This is a genomic window from Streptococcus chosunensis (assembly GCF_003626515.1).
GTDB classification, from domain to species: Bacteria; Bacillota; Bacilli; order Lactobacillales; family Streptococcaceae; genus Streptococcus; species Streptococcus chosunensis.
In genome coordinates this window covers 211,937-226,985 of the sequence record NZ_RBCK01000001.1, presented here as the reverse complement: position 1 = coordinate 226,985, position 15,049 = coordinate 211,937, and the positions used below count along the sequence as shown (strand labels likewise).

General features: G+C 40.9%; 12 protein-coding genes. 1 reads left to right on the top strand and 11 read right to left on the bottom strand.

From position 1 onward, the window contains the following. Positions 1-2: 2 nt before the first annotated feature. The 7 genes from D7D54_RS01090 to D7D54_RS01060 all read right to left on the bottom strand — a co-directional run bounded on the left by D7D54_RS01090 (position 3) and on the right by D7D54_RS01060 (position 10,847). Positions 3-620, bottom strand: coding sequence for a divisome accessory protein ZapJ (locus tag D7D54_RS01090; RefSeq protein WP_020902224.1), 618 nt, complete (start codon positions 618-620; stop codon positions 3-5). Positions 621-667: 47 nt separating this feature from the next. Further along, positions 668-3,766, bottom strand: coding sequence for a pilus expression-regulating Snf2 family helicase (locus tag D7D54_RS01085; protein WP_020902225.1), 3,099 nt, complete (start codon positions 3,764-3,766; stop codon positions 668-670). Between the two features lie 92 nt (positions 3,767-3,858). Continuing rightward, complete coding sequence (locus D7D54_RS01080; RefSeq protein WP_020902226.1) at positions 3,859-5,025, bottom strand: MalY/PatB family protein; 1,167 nt, start codon at positions 5,023-5,025, stop codon at positions 3,859-3,861. A gap of 7 nt (positions 5,026-5,032) precedes the next feature. Further along, positions 5,033-6,127, bottom strand: a complete 1,095-nt coding sequence (locus D7D54_RS01075) for a cystathionine gamma-synthase (RefSeq protein ID WP_020902227.1) — start codon at positions 6,125-6,127, stop codon at positions 5,033-5,035. Positions 6,128-6,291: 164 nt separating this feature from the next. Continuing rightward, a complete protein-coding gene (locus tag D7D54_RS01070) occupies positions 6,292-6,747 on the bottom strand; it encodes a hypothetical protein (protein ID WP_049547128.1) in 456 nt (151 codons plus the stop codon). A gap of 314 nt (positions 6,748-7,061) precedes the next feature. Next, a complete protein-coding gene (locus D7D54_RS01065; protein WP_120718621.1) occupies positions 7,062-9,020 on the bottom strand; it encodes a peptide ABC transporter substrate-binding protein in 1,959 nt (652 codons plus the stop codon). A gap of 204 nt (positions 9,021-9,224) precedes the next feature. Continuing rightward, positions 9,225-10,847, bottom strand: a complete 1,623-nt coding sequence (locus tag D7D54_RS01060) for a putative polysaccharide biosynthesis protein (RefSeq protein WP_120718620.1) — start codon at positions 10,845-10,847, stop codon at positions 9,225-9,227. A 105-nt stretch (positions 10,848-10,952) separates the two neighbouring features. Between D7D54_RS01060 and D7D54_RS01055 the strand changes: the two genes are divergently transcribed. Then, positions 10,953-12,398 (top strand): UDP-N-acetylmuramoyl-L-alanyl-D-glutamate--L-lysine ligase, encoded by a 1,446-nt coding sequence (locus tag D7D54_RS01055; protein ID WP_120718619.1) that lies wholly within the window; start codon positions 10,953-10,955, stop codon positions 12,396-12,398. 47 nt (positions 12,399-12,445) lie between these two features. Here the strand turns inward: D7D54_RS01055 and D7D54_RS01050 are convergent, their stop codons facing one another. From D7D54_RS01050 to D7D54_RS01030, 4 genes are all read right to left on the bottom strand, one after another. Further along, complete coding sequence (locus D7D54_RS01050) at positions 12,446-12,637, bottom strand: CsbD family protein (protein ID WP_000051182.1); 192 nt, start codon at positions 12,635-12,637, stop codon at positions 12,446-12,448. Between the two features lie 101 nt (positions 12,638-12,738). Continuing rightward, positions 12,739-13,389 carry a DUF1803 domain-containing protein gene (locus D7D54_RS01045; RefSeq protein WP_120718618.1) on the bottom strand — a complete coding sequence of 217 codons (651 nt, stop codon included), beginning with the start codon at positions 13,387-13,389 and terminating at the stop codon, positions 12,739-12,741. Next, on the bottom strand, positions 13,373-13,867 hold the full coding sequence (locus D7D54_RS01040) for a YiiX/YebB-like N1pC/P60 family cysteine hydrolase (protein ID WP_120718617.1): 495 nt from the start codon (positions 13,865-13,867) through the stop codon (positions 13,373-13,375). The genes D7D54_RS01045 and D7D54_RS01040 overlap by 17 nt, the downstream gene beginning before the upstream one ends. Positions 13,868-14,076: 209 nt before the next feature. Beyond that, positions 14,077-15,012 (bottom strand): manganese-dependent inorganic pyrophosphatase, encoded by a 936-nt coding sequence (locus D7D54_RS01030; protein WP_120718616.1) that lies wholly within the window; start codon positions 15,010-15,012, stop codon positions 14,077-14,079. Positions 15,013-15,049 lie beyond the last annotated feature (37 nt).

Sequence of the window (15,049 nt, the reverse complement as noted above, 5' to 3'; positions counted from 1 at the left end):
CCCTATTCCGTAATTCTTGTCAGATTCAACTCTTGGGCCACCTGACGTTCTTGTTCTTTTTGTTGATTCTTTTTATTGTAGATTTGGCTCTTCTTCAGAAAATCATAGTTGTTTTTCTTTGGGCCTGAAGTTTCTTTTGGCTCAGCTTGAGTCGAAATATTGTTCACTTCTTCCGCCAAGATGTAATGAGACTGGGTCAATTTTTGACTATATTTAACAAATTCACCAGGATTTTCCTTTTGGAAAGGCGCAGTAGGTTGATTGCCCTGTCTAACTAGACTGGGCTGAGAATGGCGTCTTGTAGGAGTAATATCCTTAGTCAGATAACTTGCTGAGCGTTTCTTTTTCAAGTCCGCACGCGCTTCTTCACGTGCCACCTCCGCATAGCTTTTTCCTTCTTTTTTTACTCCTAAGCCAGCCTTCTTAGGTTTCTCTACTGGTTTTTCAATCGGTTTTGCTGGTTTTTCTTCAGTAATAGGGGCCCACTCCAGATAATTCTTATCACGGTATTCTCCCTTGATATTACTGATAAAGTCAGATTCATCATAGAGGTCCATAACCGGCATCTCAGTCAACATGATCTCATCATCTGACACCAATGGAAATCGTTCTTCTCTCATTTTCTATTTCCTTTCAACACTTCATTATAGCGTATTGTCTTGATTTTTCAAGTGCTGGCTTCAGAAATTCCCAAAATTTCTCTAATTTCTGCTAGGGTCAGACTGCCACGTGACTCTGTGCCGTCCAATACTTGTGACACCAGATGTTTCTTTTGTTCTTGGAGTTCCTGGATTTTTTCTTCAATGGTTCCCTTGGTCACCAAGCGATAGACCTCAACCGTTTCTTCCTGACCCATCCGATGGGCGCGGCCAATAGCTTGCGCTTCCACCGCAGGATTCCACCAAAGGTCAACCAAGATCACTGTATCAGCACCTGTCAGGTTTAGACCGACCCCACCAGCCTTGAGGGAAATCAGAAATGCATCTCTTTCCCCTTGATTAAAGGCCTTGGTCATGTCTTGTCTTTCCTTGGCTGGGGTTGAACCCGTGATTTTAAAAGAAGTCAAGCCCAAGTCTGGCAGTTCTTGTTCAATTTTCTCCAACATTCCCTTGAACTGCGAGAAAATCAAGACACGGTGTCCACCATCTGCCACCTGTACCAGCAAGTCTCGGAGACTATCCAATTTGCCACTGGCTCCCTGATAATCTTCCATAAAGAGGGCAGGCGTATCACAGATTTGGCGCAAGCGCATCAGACCAGATAAGATTTCCACCCGACTTCGCTGAAATTCCTGATCTGACACTTGAGCCAGACGGTCTCTCATCTGTTGCAACTGAGCTAGATAGATAGCCTTTTGCTGGTCTTCCAGTTCATTCTTATAAACCACTTCGATCAAGTCGGGCAATTCAGTTAGAACTTCTTCTTTCTTGCGTCGCATGACGAAAGGTTTGATAAACTGAGCAACGCGCTCAGCTGGTAATTTCATAAATTCTTTCTTGCTTGGCAAAAGTCCTGGCATGACAATTTGGAAAATAGACCACAGCTCACCCAGATGGTTTTCAATAGGAGTTCCTGACAAGGCAAAGACCGACGGTACCACAAATTGTCTCAAGGTCTGGGCGATCTTAGTCTGAGCATTTTTCATGACCTGAGCCTCATCTAAGAAAAGGAAGTCAAAGGCCATCCCCTGATAAAGCTCACTGTCCTGACGGAAAGTAGCATAACTCGTCACATAGATTTGATGGCTCTCAGCAAGAATCTCTTCACGACTAGTTTTCAAACCATGAACAACAGCCACATCCAACTGTGGGGCAAATTTCTTAAATTCATCTGCCCAGTTGTAAATCAAACCCGACGGAGCGAGAATCAAGACTCGACTTTCTTTTGTCACTTGACTGGTCAAAAAAGCAATGGTCTGGAGAGTTTTCCCCAATCCCATATCATCAGCCAAAATCCCACCAAAACCATAATGATGGAGCATTTGCAGCCAGCCGATTCCCTTTTCCTGATAATCTCGCAAATCAGCCTGAACCTGAGTTGCTTGTCGAGGGAAAGCCTCTGGATGCGTCAAATCCTGGGCCAGATTTTGGAATTCTTGTGAAAAAGAAACACGGTCTCGCCCTTCAAAGAGATGGGCTAAACTGTAGGCCAAGGATTTTCGAGCCTGCAAGGAGCCATCTTTTAGTTCAAACTGCCCCAGTTCCTGTAAGTTTTGACGAATTTTCTTGGTTTCTTCATCGAAAAAGTAGACTTGATTAGACGAATCAATATAAAAATCTTGATTATCAACCAAGGCCTGCATGGCTTGGTCAATTTCCTCTTGGGCAATATCTTGAAAATCAAACTGGATTTCCAAGAGACCTCCCTTGGAAGCAATCTGCACTTGAGGACTCGCTAGACTATATAGTTCTTCTAACTTGTCTGATAGGTTAACATGCCCGAGTTTTTCAAAGACTGGGATGATATCATGGAAGAAATGATAGACAGACTCTGCTTTTAAGGCCTGACGCCAAGATTGAAAGTCCGCTTCAAATCCAGCTGCCAAACAGACTTGGAAAATTCTTTCTTCTAAGTCAGCATCACTCGAAAAGGGTAATTCTTCTAGCTCTTGTCGGCTAGATACCTGTCTATCCCCATAATCAAACCGGATTTCCAGACGAATCCGATTATCCTCTTCCCTGTCAAAGTAAAAAGAGGGAGAAAAAGTTTTGATTTGTAGACGTTCTGGAGCTGAGACGTTCCCCATCTGGCTAAAGAGAGTCAGACAGGAAGCCAACTTATCTCGGTCACTGCTATCAAATTGCAGAAATTTCTTTCCATGTTGATCCAAAGGCAGCGCTTTGATTTCCTTGAGAAGACGCATCTGCTGGTCTGTTAGAAAATAAACCTGTCCTTTATGGAAAAGTACAGCTCCCTGATAAAAGACATTTACCCTCGGACTATCACTGATTTCCATTTCAAAATAATCCGAGTATTCTGTTACTGTAAAGGCAAAGAGATTGGCATCAGCATGCATATCCTGAAAAAGTAGGGTCTGGTAGCTATCCACTTGATGATCAAATTGAAAATGGGGTAAGGTCATCAATAAATTCACACCCTGCTCAAAAAAGGTCAGAGGGAAAAAGAGGTGCCGACCCTGGTTTTGGAAAAAGAGATCTGGAACCAGTCCTTCCTCCACTAGTCCTCGCAAGAAAGTCAGAAGTTCTTGGCTAGCCTCATCAAAGGATTCCCAAGAAAGAGACTCCTCATAAATCTTGCCAATCATATAAGGTTTTCTCTTCTCAACAACTCTTAAAAAAAGTGGAATATCGCGAACGACATAGTATTTTTGGCTATTGATTTGCCCGATTCTCAGGGTCCACAAGATATGATTGGTTCCTGCTTCCACCTGCCCCACAGCCGATAACTCATAGGCTCGGTCTGATTTTGGAGATAAGATTCGGTCCAAAAATTTGCCACCCAAGGTCACCTTGGTTTCAACGGCCTCTTTTTCTTCATGACCTTCTTCCAGACTCTGCAAGATTTCCTGACCACGCTCATCATTTTTTAGAAAATGCTCCAGAGCTGCCAAATGCACACAGTAGCCCCTCTTTTGGAAAAAATCGCAGGCACAAAAAACCAAATCATCCTCTAAACTATAGCGCAGTTCTTCTTCTGCAACGCGAGCGTAGAGCCGATTGTTCTTTTCCTTGATAATGTCAACTTTACCAGTTTCATAAAGGGCAACGCCTTCGATACGGACTTTCCCCGGAATCAATTTAGCCATATTTTCACCTTTACCTTATCTTTTTATTATACCATATTTTCGCCTATGAAAATAGCCTTCTAGGAAGACTTTTCTCCTAGAAGGCTGGATTTTTAAAGTTTGGCAAAAGTGGTAACGATACGCTGACAAACTTCTTGCAACAGAGATTTAGGCATGGCTACATTGAGGCGGGCATGGAGACTTCCTTCCTCCCCAAAATCCAAACCACGGTTGAGGATAACCTTGGCTTCATTCCTCAAAAGCTCTTGCAATGTTTCATCAGTCAGGTCATAAGCTGAAAAATCAAGCCAAATCAAATAGGTTCCTTGCGGTTTCATGACCTTGATTTTAGTCTCTTTACCAAATAGATCAACCACATAATTGATATGGTCTTCAAAGACTTGCTTGAGTTCCTCTAACCAATCCTTCCCATAGCGATAAGCAGCTTCTGTCGCCAAATAACCCAAGCCTGAAATTTCATGCTGATTATTAGCCAACTGACGTTTCTGGTAAGCCGCTCTCAACTTAGGATTTTCAATGACTGCATAGGAATTTTTTGTCCCAGCAATGTTAAAGGTTTTAGTGGCACTGCTCAAGACGATAGCAAATTCTTTAAAGTCAGGGTTGATGGTATTGAAGGAATGATGCTTGTGACCAAAGAGGGCCAAATCTTGGTGAATCTCATCCGAAACCAACAAAACACCATGTTTTTGGCAGAGTTGTCCAATCTTCTCCAACACTTCCTTTTCCCACACACGTCCACCAGGATTGTGAGGGTTGCAGAGGATATAGAGTTTGACATTCTCTTCTACCAGATCCTTTTCAAGTTTGTCAAAGTCAATCTCAAACAGACCATCCTTTTCCACCAAAGAATTAGTAATCAATCTGCGGTTATTTAACTTGACACTGCGAGCAAAAGGTGGATAGACCGGTGTGTTAATCAAAACGGCTTCGCCTTCTTTTGTAAAGGCTTGAATAGCTGTTGAGATGGCTGGTACCACACCCTCGATAAAGACAAGGGCCTCTTTGTCAAAGTGGTAGCCGTGTTGTGTGGCTTCCCACTTTTGAACTTCCTTAATTAACTCTTCACTGGCATAGGTATAACCATAAACCAGTTGGTCTGCGTAAGTCTGCACAGCTTGGCGGATTTCAGGCAAGACCACAAAGTCCATGTCTGCTATCCAAGCTGGTAGGACTTCACTATCCGTTTCTGCTTCTTTCCATTTATAGGTATGGTGCCCTAAACGATTGGGCAGGCTTGTAAAATCATATTTTCCCATCTTTGTCTTATCCTTCCAAGGCTTGGCGCAAATCTGCAATCAAATCTCTAGCATCTTCGATCCCAATTGACAAACGCAAGAGGTCATCTGTCAAACCATAAGAATGGCGCACTTCTGCTGGAATATCAGCATGAGTTTGTGTCGTTGGATAAGTGATAAGACTTTCCACCCCACCTAAACTTTCCGCAAAAGAGAAGACCTTAAGACTGTTCAAAATATGAGGAATGCGTGTTTCATCCGCTACTTTAAAGGAAATCATCCCTCCACGACCAGTATAGAGAACTTCTTTAACTGCTGGAGAATCCTTCAAAAAGGCAACCACTTCTTGGGCATTGGCAGTTGAGCGCTCCATACGAAGAGACAAGGTCTTGAGACCACGAATCAATTGATAGCTATCAAATGGCGACAAGACTGCCCCTGTCGTATTGAGATTGTAAAAGAGTTTCTCGTATAGTTCTAAACTATTGGTCACAACCACTCCAGCCAAGACATCATTGTGGCCTGCTAGATACTTGGTTGCTGAATGGAGAACGATATCAGCTCCATCTTCAATCGGACGTTGGTAAATAGGGCTGTAGAAGGTATTGTCCACCACCACTTTGGCACCCTTAGCATGAGCCAGTTTTGCTAGTTTTTCGATATCAAATTCCAACATCAAAGGATTGGTTGGCGTTTCGATATAGAGGACATCCACGTCTTTTTCTAACTCGGCAATCAGCTCTTCTTCTGTATTGGCATAAGTAAAATGGAAACGGCCTTCCTGCTCCACTTGGTTGAACCAGCGGAAAGAACCACCGTAAAGGTCACGGACAGCCAAGACCTTACTTCCTACTGGGAAGACACTAAAGGCCAGTACAATCGCTGACATCCCTGAGCTAGTAGCTAGGGCATAGTCTGCGGACTCAATAGCCGCCAAGACTTCTTCTGCCTTACTGCGAGTTGGGTTTTTGGTGCGCGTATAGTCAAATCCAGTAGATTTACCAAACTCTGGATGCTGATAGGTCGTTGAAAAATGAAGCGGTGTCACCAAAGCTCCTGTCGCTTCGTCTGACTTGATACCCGCCTGGGCCAAAATTGTGTTGATGTGTAATTCCTTGCTCATACAATACCTCCAAATCTATAGTAACTATTGTACCACTTATTTTCATCAACTCATTTTCTTCTTTTCAAGAGCTAGTTATAGTTTCAAACTATATACTTATCGAGTAAAGCTAAAAAGAATCCAGAAAAGCTTCCAGATTCTTTTGTGAAAATGATTGCTAGAATTTACTGTGAACGAAAGAAAGCCTGTTGGGCTAAATAGTCATAATGCTCTTTGTTAAATTGATACTGGCCCACATGCTGACTAACCTGACCGACATCCACGGAAAAAATATAGGCTTCATTTTGATAGTTCCAGTTCAGCCTAACTGTATTCAAGACTGGCTTATAAGTAAAATCTTGAACCTGATTCCAAGGCATCTCAAGGACTTGATTAGAACGATTTTCAGTTATATCACTGATGTCCATCAAGTAGATTCCCTTAGGTGTGAATGCCAGAATCTTAGGATTCACACTCGACTGAACATAGTAAGCTCCTCCTATAACGAAGAAATCAATAAAGGATTTCAGCCATGTCTTTTTCTTGAAGGCCATCAGAAAATTCTTTTGCCCTTCAATGCGACAAGTTGACAGAAATGATGCAATCTGTTTTTCTGTTGCAAACTCCATAATAGCGCCCATGATGTTACCTCCATAACGATTAGTAAATAGTCAAATAAGAACTCTTCACATAAAGAAGAACTTATCATTTGTTGCGTTTTATCTTACTTTTCCAGTAGACGACATCCCTCCTATAACATTACCCTAGCGTGTGCATACTTCAATCAACATTGGGTAGATTTTCGAACGTAGTTTTTCATAACTTTTTATTATATTCATTATATCATAAATTCAATTAACTAAGAAAAAATGTAAGCACTTTTCTTCCAACTTCGCTATCATTCTATTAAAAAACGACAGCTTCTTTCGAAACCATCATTTTTCTTGAAAAATCCTTATTTGACATGTTTTGCCAATTCTTCTTGGGCTTTTTTATTAGATTCTTCTTTTTCTTTCAACCATTTTTCTTTGGCTTTTTCATATTCATCTTTTGTGACTGTTTTATCTTGTACTTTGAGGTATTTATATGATTCGATACCTTTATTACCAGCTAATGAATATGGTTCTGAGAAAGGAACAGTTTTTCTCAATACTGGTGTTCCACCTTTAGAAACATTTGGAATTGCTAAAGCACTATCTACCAACCAAGCTTGGATCTCAGCATATTTTTCATATCGTTTCGCAAGATCTTGTTCCTTGTTAGCTTCTTCCAACATTTGAGTGTAGACATCTAGTCCAACAGCCTTAGCCTTGTCATTGGCTTCACCTGGCTCTAAACCTAGATTTTGCATCAAACCACCAGAATTAACGTTAAAGACATCAAGATAGGTTGAAGGATCTTGGTAATCAGGACCCCAACCACCGTTGTAAAGATCATAATCCTTCTGAGCTGCTGTCTGAGCCAAATAGCTTGAATTGTCATAATCTTCCGTAGTGAGTTGTTGAATATCAATTACAACATTTTCTGCACCTAAAGCCGCCTCAATAGATTGCTTCATAGAGTTTGCCTCTTGGACACCCTTTTTAGCAGCTTGGTCAACTGTCATGTCCAAGTGGATAGGGAATTGAACTCCTTTAGCTTGGAGTTCTTTCTTAGCTTCAGCAAATTTGGCTTTAGCTTTTTCAGCATTGTAGTATGGATCTTGGGCATCAGCAAAGTTGATTCCTTGCCATTCCTTACCGTAGTTAACCATTTTAGACGCAACTACTTCACCAAAGTCTTTGCCATTGATACTTACGAAGTTTGGTGGAACGACTAGGTTACGCAAAATCTTGGTTGCACCATCCTCTCCTTGAGATTGAGCCCCGTAAGCTGTCCGGTCATAGGCAAAGTTGATGGCTTGACGGAAGTTTTTATTAAGAACCGCTTCCTGAGTCGATTTCTTTTCAGCATCACTTGCCTTGGAAGTGAATTTATAAGATTTTCTATCTAGGTTAAAGTTTAAGAAATAAGAAGTGGCATCTTGCAAGCTATAGATGATATTGTCCTTATTCTTTTCTTTAATACCTTCAAAGCTTGCACTATTTGGATAAAGGCGAGCATAACTATAAGCTCCCTCAACAAAGTTACGAGCTAGTGCATCTTGGTCACTACCATCATAATAAGCCAATTTCACATCATCTACAAAGACATTTTTAGCATCCCAGTAGTTAGGATTTTTCTTGAATTCAATGACAGATTTTGAAACAAAGGATTTCATCAAGAAAGGTCCATTGTACAAAATGCTAGATGGGTCTACCTTTCCAAAATCATCCCCTTTTGATTTCAAGAAATCCGCATTGACTGGGAAGAGAATGGTTGAAGTTGTTTTTGAGTTCCAATAAGATTCTGGTCGTGTCAAGGTATATTGAACAGTTTGGTCATCAAGAGCCTTAACTCCGACAGTTGAAAAGTCTGTTGTTTTACCAGTGATATAGTCATCTAAACCAGCAACGGATTCTTGCACTAAGTACAAGGCTTCTGATTTTTTATCAGCTGCATATTTCAAACCAGTTACAAAATCTTGGGCAGTTACAGGAGCATATTCATCTCCATCTGCAGTATACCATTTAGCGTCTTTACGCAGTTTGTAGGTATAGGTCAAACCATCCTTAGATACACTCCAATCCTCAGCCAAGGATGGGATATAGTTCCCATACTGGTCATTTTCCATGAGACCATCTACCAAATTGACCACGATATCATTGGTCGTTGCACGGTTTTCTGCTAGATAATTCAAACTAGATGGATCACTAACATAAACATAGTTATATGTTTTTGACCCTGTGCTAGAATTCCCACACGCGCTTAATAAAATACCTGCACTTAACACGACACCCGCAAGTGCTGCATACTTGGCTTTAGACTTTTTCATCTCCAGAACCTCCTGATTTAAATATTTGTCTTATTATACAACTTGAGTTTTATTTAGTCAATAGATTTTTAAGTAAAATTTAAGAAAAATTAAATTACCATCTACAAACTTTAGTTATTATTCTACAAATTAATAAAAAAGAGAATAATTCAAGCATTTCATGATAGAAATGTTCAAATTATCCCTTTTATTTATAAATATTTTTTAAGTTAACTTTAATTTGATTCGTAAGCGATCTGCTTGGGCTTTTCCAATCACCTTATCCAATAAACGGGTACGGAGGCTCATAATTCCATAAACTCCTCCACCCATGGCACCGATAAGAGTTACATATAGAAAACTCCACAAACGTCCACTTGGTTGGAAGACAAATCCCAGTACCCACTGAATAGCGCCTACACCGATGAACATAACAAAAGTCAACAAACTGATTAAAATCGTTCTCCTAAATACCACATTACCTCTCATTCCTGTTACCCTACATAGTTCACGATAAATGAATATAATAGGGATGATAAGAGCGATTGATGTTGAAATCAAAGGACCATAACTGTGAAAAAGATAAATTGTTGGTAATTGCAAGACTAGCTTAGCAACCGAACCATAGAAAAAGTAACGGATTGCTTTACGGTTATGGAACATAGCCTGAAGCATTGGTGACAAAACCATATATACACCCAAAATGGTTGACTGTAAGACTGCAAAGATAAACAAACCTAATGCCAAACCATCTGGCTTCCCGTAAAATATGGTATAAATAGGTTCACCGACCATGACCACTCCCACAGTTGCAGGAAAAAGAAACAATAGAAGCATAGTTAGATTATCTTGAATCAATTTAGAGGCAGACCTCAAATCACCTTTCACATAGTTTTCGGTCAAAAGTGGCAAGCCTACACCACCAATCGAAACTCCTAAGGAAATCAAAATCATAGTGATTTTATTAGGATTGGCTGAGAAATAAGAAAACATGACAACCAAGTCTTCATTACTATAGTTGGTAAACCAGCTCATACTATTGATAAAGGTCATCTGATCCAAAATCTGGAAAAGCTGGATAGCAGACCCTGTCAGGATAAAAGGAATGGCTTCCTTAATGGTATCGATCAAAAGACGCTCACTATTAATCTTATCTCCTGTTTCAAGGACTCTTTTAAGTAATCCTTCTTTGGCAAGGAAATAGATCAAAACTGCAAAACTAGCTACCATGCCGACAAAGGCAGCAAAGGTTGATTGGGTAACCGCTGCTAGATAATCTCCTGAGCCCATTTTCATAATCATAAAGGTAGCCAAGAGCATCCAGATAACACGAATGACTTGCTCAGCAATTTGGCTCATAGCATAAGGTTTCAGGTTATTCATCCCTTGGAAGAAACCTCGGATAACACTCATAGATGGGAAAATCAAGACCGCCCAAGCCAAGCTCTGCATGATGGGGATCAAGTCTTTGCCCACACCCGATAAGTCTGCTAGCCAAGGAGCAAAGAGATACAAGACTAGTGCAAAGACCAGACCAAGTCCCGTCATAAAGCCTAAAAAGCTCCGAATCAGGGCAAAGCTATGCTCTTCTTCTCGCATGGTATTGTACTTAGCCACTTGCTTAGCCACCGCAACCGGAATACCCGCTGTTGAAACCAGCAAGAACCAGGCATAGATATTGTAGCCCATTGTAAAGAGGCCATTTGCTGTAGCCGCATAAGACCCCATCCAGATATACCAAGGGATAATATAAATAGCCCCGAGTAGGCGACTGATAAAGTTACTAGCCGTTAGCCAAGCAGTCCCCCGTAACATCTGGGCCTGCTGGTGATTGTTTTCGTTAGACATAGATTCCTCATTTGATTTTAATAACTAGGAAAAATTCCTCATCTTCCATTATAAACTTTTCCTTGTCACTTGTAAATTTACGACTTTCAGTTTACAATAGAAAGTATGATTAAGATTGAAACCGTATTAGATATTTTAAAGAAAGATGATCTCTTCCGTGAGATTATCAACCAAGGACACTACCACTACAATTACAGCCATGTCATATTTGACACCATCTGCTATGACAGCCGTAAAGCCAAAGAGAAGAGCCTCTTTTTCGTCAAGGGTGCTGCCTTTAAGAAGGAATTTCTGATGTCAGCCATCTCTCATGGCCTCGGTTGGTATGTGGCTGAAGAAGACTATGAAGTTGGTATTCCTGCCATTATCGTCAGTGATATCAAGAAAGCCATGAGTTTGGTAGCTATGGAGTTTTATGGCAATCCACAGGAAAAACTTAAACTCCTTGCCTTTACTGGAACCAAGGGTAAGACAACAGCAGCCTATTTCGCTTATAATATCTTATCTCAAGGGCATCGACCGGCTATGCTCTCGACCATGAACACAACTCTAGATGGCAAGACTTTCTTTAAGTCTGCATTAACAACCCCTGAGAGTATTGACCTCTTTGATATGATGAATCAAGCTGTGCAAAATGACCGCACCCACCTCATCATGGAGGTATCTAGTCAAGCTTATCTGGTCAAACGTGTCTATGGTCTAACCTTTGATGTGGGAGTTTTCCTCAATATCAGCCCAGACCATATCGGACCGATTGAACACCCTAGCTTCGAAGACTACTTCTACCACAAACGTCTCTTGATGAAAAATAGCCTAGCAGTCATCATTAACAGTGAAATGGACCACTTTTCTGTCTTAAAGGAACAAGTGGCAGATCAAGACCATAACTTCTATGGTAGCCAGTCTGAAAACCAAATCGAGAATTCCAAAGCCTTTAGCTTCTCAGCTACAGGTAAACTCGCTGGAGACTATGATATTCAACTCATTGGTCACTTCAACCAAGAAAATGCAGTCGCTGCTGGACTTGCTTGCCTCCGTCTCGGTGCTAGTCTTGAGGACATCAAAAAAGGAATCGCAGCAACCCGTGTTCCTGGTCGTATGGAAGTTCTCACTCAGAAAAATGGTGCCAAGGTTTTCATTGACTATGCCCACAATGGGGACAGTCTCAAAAAACTAATCAATGTTGTAGAGACTCATCAAACAGGAAAGATTGCTCTGGTCTTAGGTTCGACAGGGAATAAGGGAGAAAGCCGTCGTAAGGACTTTGGCCTCCTCCTCAATCAACACCCTGAGATTCAAGTCTTTTTGACTGCTGATGACCCTAACTATGAGGACCCAATGGCCATTGCAGATGAAATTAGTAGCTACATCAATCATCCTGTTGAAAAAATTGCGGATCGCCAAGAAGCCATCAAGGCAGCTATGGCTATCACAAATCACGAATTAGATGCAGTTATTATCGCCGGTAAGGGAGCCGATTGCTACCAAATCGTCCAAGGCAAGAAAGAAGCCTATCCAGGAGATGCAGCCGTCGCAGAAAATTATTTATAAGATAGTAAAAAAATCAAGGGAAACGAAACCCTTGATTTTTTCTATTTTTATTTAAAAGCGTTTTTCAAACCTTCAACGGCACCTTCTACAGCACCTTTAGCGTCTTCAACTACTTCTTTTGCCTTAGCAACTGTCTTTTCTACAGCACCTTCTGCTTCAGTCTTACCATCCCCAGTAACTTTACCAAATCCTTCTTTGATAGCGCCTGTTGCTTGTTCCAATTTGTTTTCAAGTGACATAGGATTGTCTCCTTTAATTTTATTCCGATATATGTTACCGGTTACATATAGTTTATACCGAATACTATGGAAAGTCAAACAATGTGCTCAGAAAAAAGGAATTAGGCCAAGTAGAAAGTTAATCTGTCCTTATCAAAATCGATAGCCAACTCATACTTTCCATCTTCATTTTGAACAATATAACCTAGGACAACTAAACTGTCTACAAAGATGTCACGACGTTTCTGCATAAGCTGGTCTTTTTTGAGAAATTTCAACAAAAAAGTCGTCATATACTTGAGAGCATACTCAGGATTGACATCTCCCAAAATGTCATAGAGTCCCTGCTGTTTTTCTGTCAAAGGATACTGATGTTTGACCTTGTAGAAATAATTAGACAGGGTCATTTTTGATCTCGCAAAGTCCGTCTTTTCAACTAAAATAGCAGCATTGGTTTGATTTCGCAATTCCGTCTCAAAACTCTGCTCCAACAAGGCTTGATAGGCCGGACTATCTTCTTTGACAAAAATCTCTTGATCCAGTTCGAGACTATCGAGTGACTCCAGCATAGGAAGATTGAGGTAATAACGCTTATTTTCTCGTAGAATCAAGCCTGCCTTTATATACTCTTCCATGAGTTTGTCAACTGCAACATCTGGAAATTGAGCCTTAATTTCTCGCAAAATAACATCCTCATGCTGGTCCAGATAGCGGATCAATTCTCTAAAAAATGGCTGTCTCGTCAAACGAGATGGATTAAAAATCTGAATCATGAAGATTCCTTTCTTTACATTCTAACAGAGGCGATGCTGCCAACTGACTAGGATTGGTCCCCGGCCGGTTCAAAGGAACAGGCAGACCCAATTCTCTGTAATACTCTCTCCAAAAATCACTAATCTCCTGCTCCCCATCTCCAAATTTCATGGGAATAGTTTCAAAAATGGGGAGAATTTCTGCCATGTACTGGGAACAGTAAAAACCATGTCCATCTGGATAGAAAGAAGCATTATAAGGAGCTCCAAGATGTTTGCAAGCTCTTTCCTTCACAGACTGGATATCCATTTCTGGGTAAACATAGAGGTCGTACAAGTGATTGGACTCAAAGAAGTCTGCTGGTTCTTGACAGATAACACCAGCCTGTCCACTAGCGTGGTAAATCATCCCATCCAAATAAATGGCAACATGGTTATAGTTGCCTGTGGAAGTCTGGATGGCCTGTCCTATATCTGACTCATCTCTCACAAAAATCATACTCTTCGAAAATCAAATTCAAACCACGTCAGCGTCGCCTTACCGTACTCAAGTACAGCTTGCGGCTAGCTTCCTAGTTTGCTCTTTGATTTTCATTGAGTATCAAATTGCCATTTTCTAACATGCTTCCTCCTAGAAAAAAAGGAGCCGAAACTCCTTTCGATATAATTCAAACTAGCCTTTCCTAATTTGAATTAACACTCAAAATCTTAAGCATTAAAGCTTTCAGTCAATTGAGGTACCACTTGTTTCTTACGTGAAACGGCACCAGCAAGGAAAGCGTGGTTGTTTTCAAGTTTGAAGTTGAAAGCCGCTTCGACCTTGCCCATATTGGCACCAAGAGCCAAGATTTCTGAGTTTGAGTTGACGATATCTGTAATCATCAAGACAAAGTCAGAGTAACCGTTTGCTGCGTTAGCAGCTTGCATTGCAGCTTCAATTTCTGCTTGACGTTCCAATACTTCAGCGATGTCCACTGTGTTTACTTGAGCAACACGGACATTATTTCCGTTCAATTCAAAAGTCTTAGCATCGATGTCAATCAATTCTTCAGCAGATTTGCTAGCCAAGTTTGTACCAGCTTTCAACATAGCCAAACCATATTCTTCCAAGTTGACACCAGCCAATTCAGCTAATTCAGGAGCAATGACTGTATCTGTTGGGTGTGTTGTTGGTGATTTCAAAAGAAGGGTATCTGAAATCAAACCTGAAAGCATCAAACCAGCAATCTCTTTAGGTACAGCTACACCATGTTCTTTGAACATACGGTAAACGATTGAAGACGCTGAACCAACTGGCTCCAAACGCATGTAGAGTGGGCTTGCAGTTTCAAAGTTAGCCACACGGTGGTGATCTACAACACCATAAACTTCTACTTCAGCGATATCTGATACAGATTGTTGGAATTCATTGTGGTCAGTCAGGATAACTTGCTCTGCTCCTTCTGCTTTGGCAGAAGTGATAACACGCGGTGCTTCTACACCAAAATAGTTCAAGACAAAGGCTGTTTCTTCATTTGGAGTTCCAAGTGCAACAGCTTCCGTATCCAAACCGTAAGCTTCTTTTGCAAGGTAGGCAAAGGCTACAGATGACCCGATGGCATCTGAGTCTGGATTTTGGTGACCAAATACTAGAATATTAGACATGATAATACCTCATTTTGTTTATTCTCTTTATTGTAGC

Coding starts and splice junctions, on each gene's coding strand:
- D7D54_RS01060 (WP_120718620.1), bottom strand. CDS start 10,847: ATGTCTAACGAAAACAATCACCAGCAGGCCCAGATGTTACGGGGGACT.
- D7D54_RS01070 (WP_049547128.1), bottom strand. CDS start 6,747: ATGGGCGCTATTATGGAGTTTGCAACAGAAAAACAGATTGCATCATTT.
- D7D54_RS01075 (WP_020902227.1), bottom strand. CDS start 6,127: ATGAGCAAGGAATTACACATCAACACAATTTTGGCCCAGGCGGGTATC.
- D7D54_RS01080 (WP_020902226.1), bottom strand. CDS start 5,025: ATGGGAAAATATGATTTTACAAGCCTGCCCAATCGTTTAGGGCACCAT.
- D7D54_RS01055 (WP_120718619.1), top strand. CDS start 10,953: ATGATTAAGATTGAAACCGTATTAGATATTTTAAAGAAAGATGATCTC.
- D7D54_RS01040 (WP_120718617.1), bottom strand. CDS start 13,867: ATGATTTTTGTGAGAGATGAGTCAGATATAGGACAGGCCATCCAGACT.
- D7D54_RS01045 (WP_120718618.1), bottom strand. CDS start 13,389: ATGATTCAGATTTTTAATCCATCTCGTTTGACGAGACAGCCATTTTTT.
- D7D54_RS01030 (WP_120718616.1), bottom strand. CDS start 15,012: ATGTCTAATATTCTAGTATTTGGTCACCAAAATCCAGACTCAGATGCC.
- D7D54_RS01065 (WP_120718621.1), bottom strand. CDS start 9,020: ATGAAAAAGTCTAAAGCCAAGTATGCAGCACTTGCGGGTGTCGTGTTA.
- D7D54_RS01085 (WP_020902225.1), bottom strand. CDS start 3,766: ATGGCTAAATTGATTCCGGGGAAAGTCCGTATCGAAGGCGTTGCCCTT.
- D7D54_RS01090 (WP_020902224.1), bottom strand. CDS start 620: ATGAGAGAAGAACGATTTCCATTGGTGTCAGATGATGAGATCATGTTG.
- D7D54_RS01050 (WP_000051182.1), bottom strand. CDS start 12,637: ATGTCACTTGAAAACAAATTGGAACAAGCAACAGGCGCTATCAAAGAA.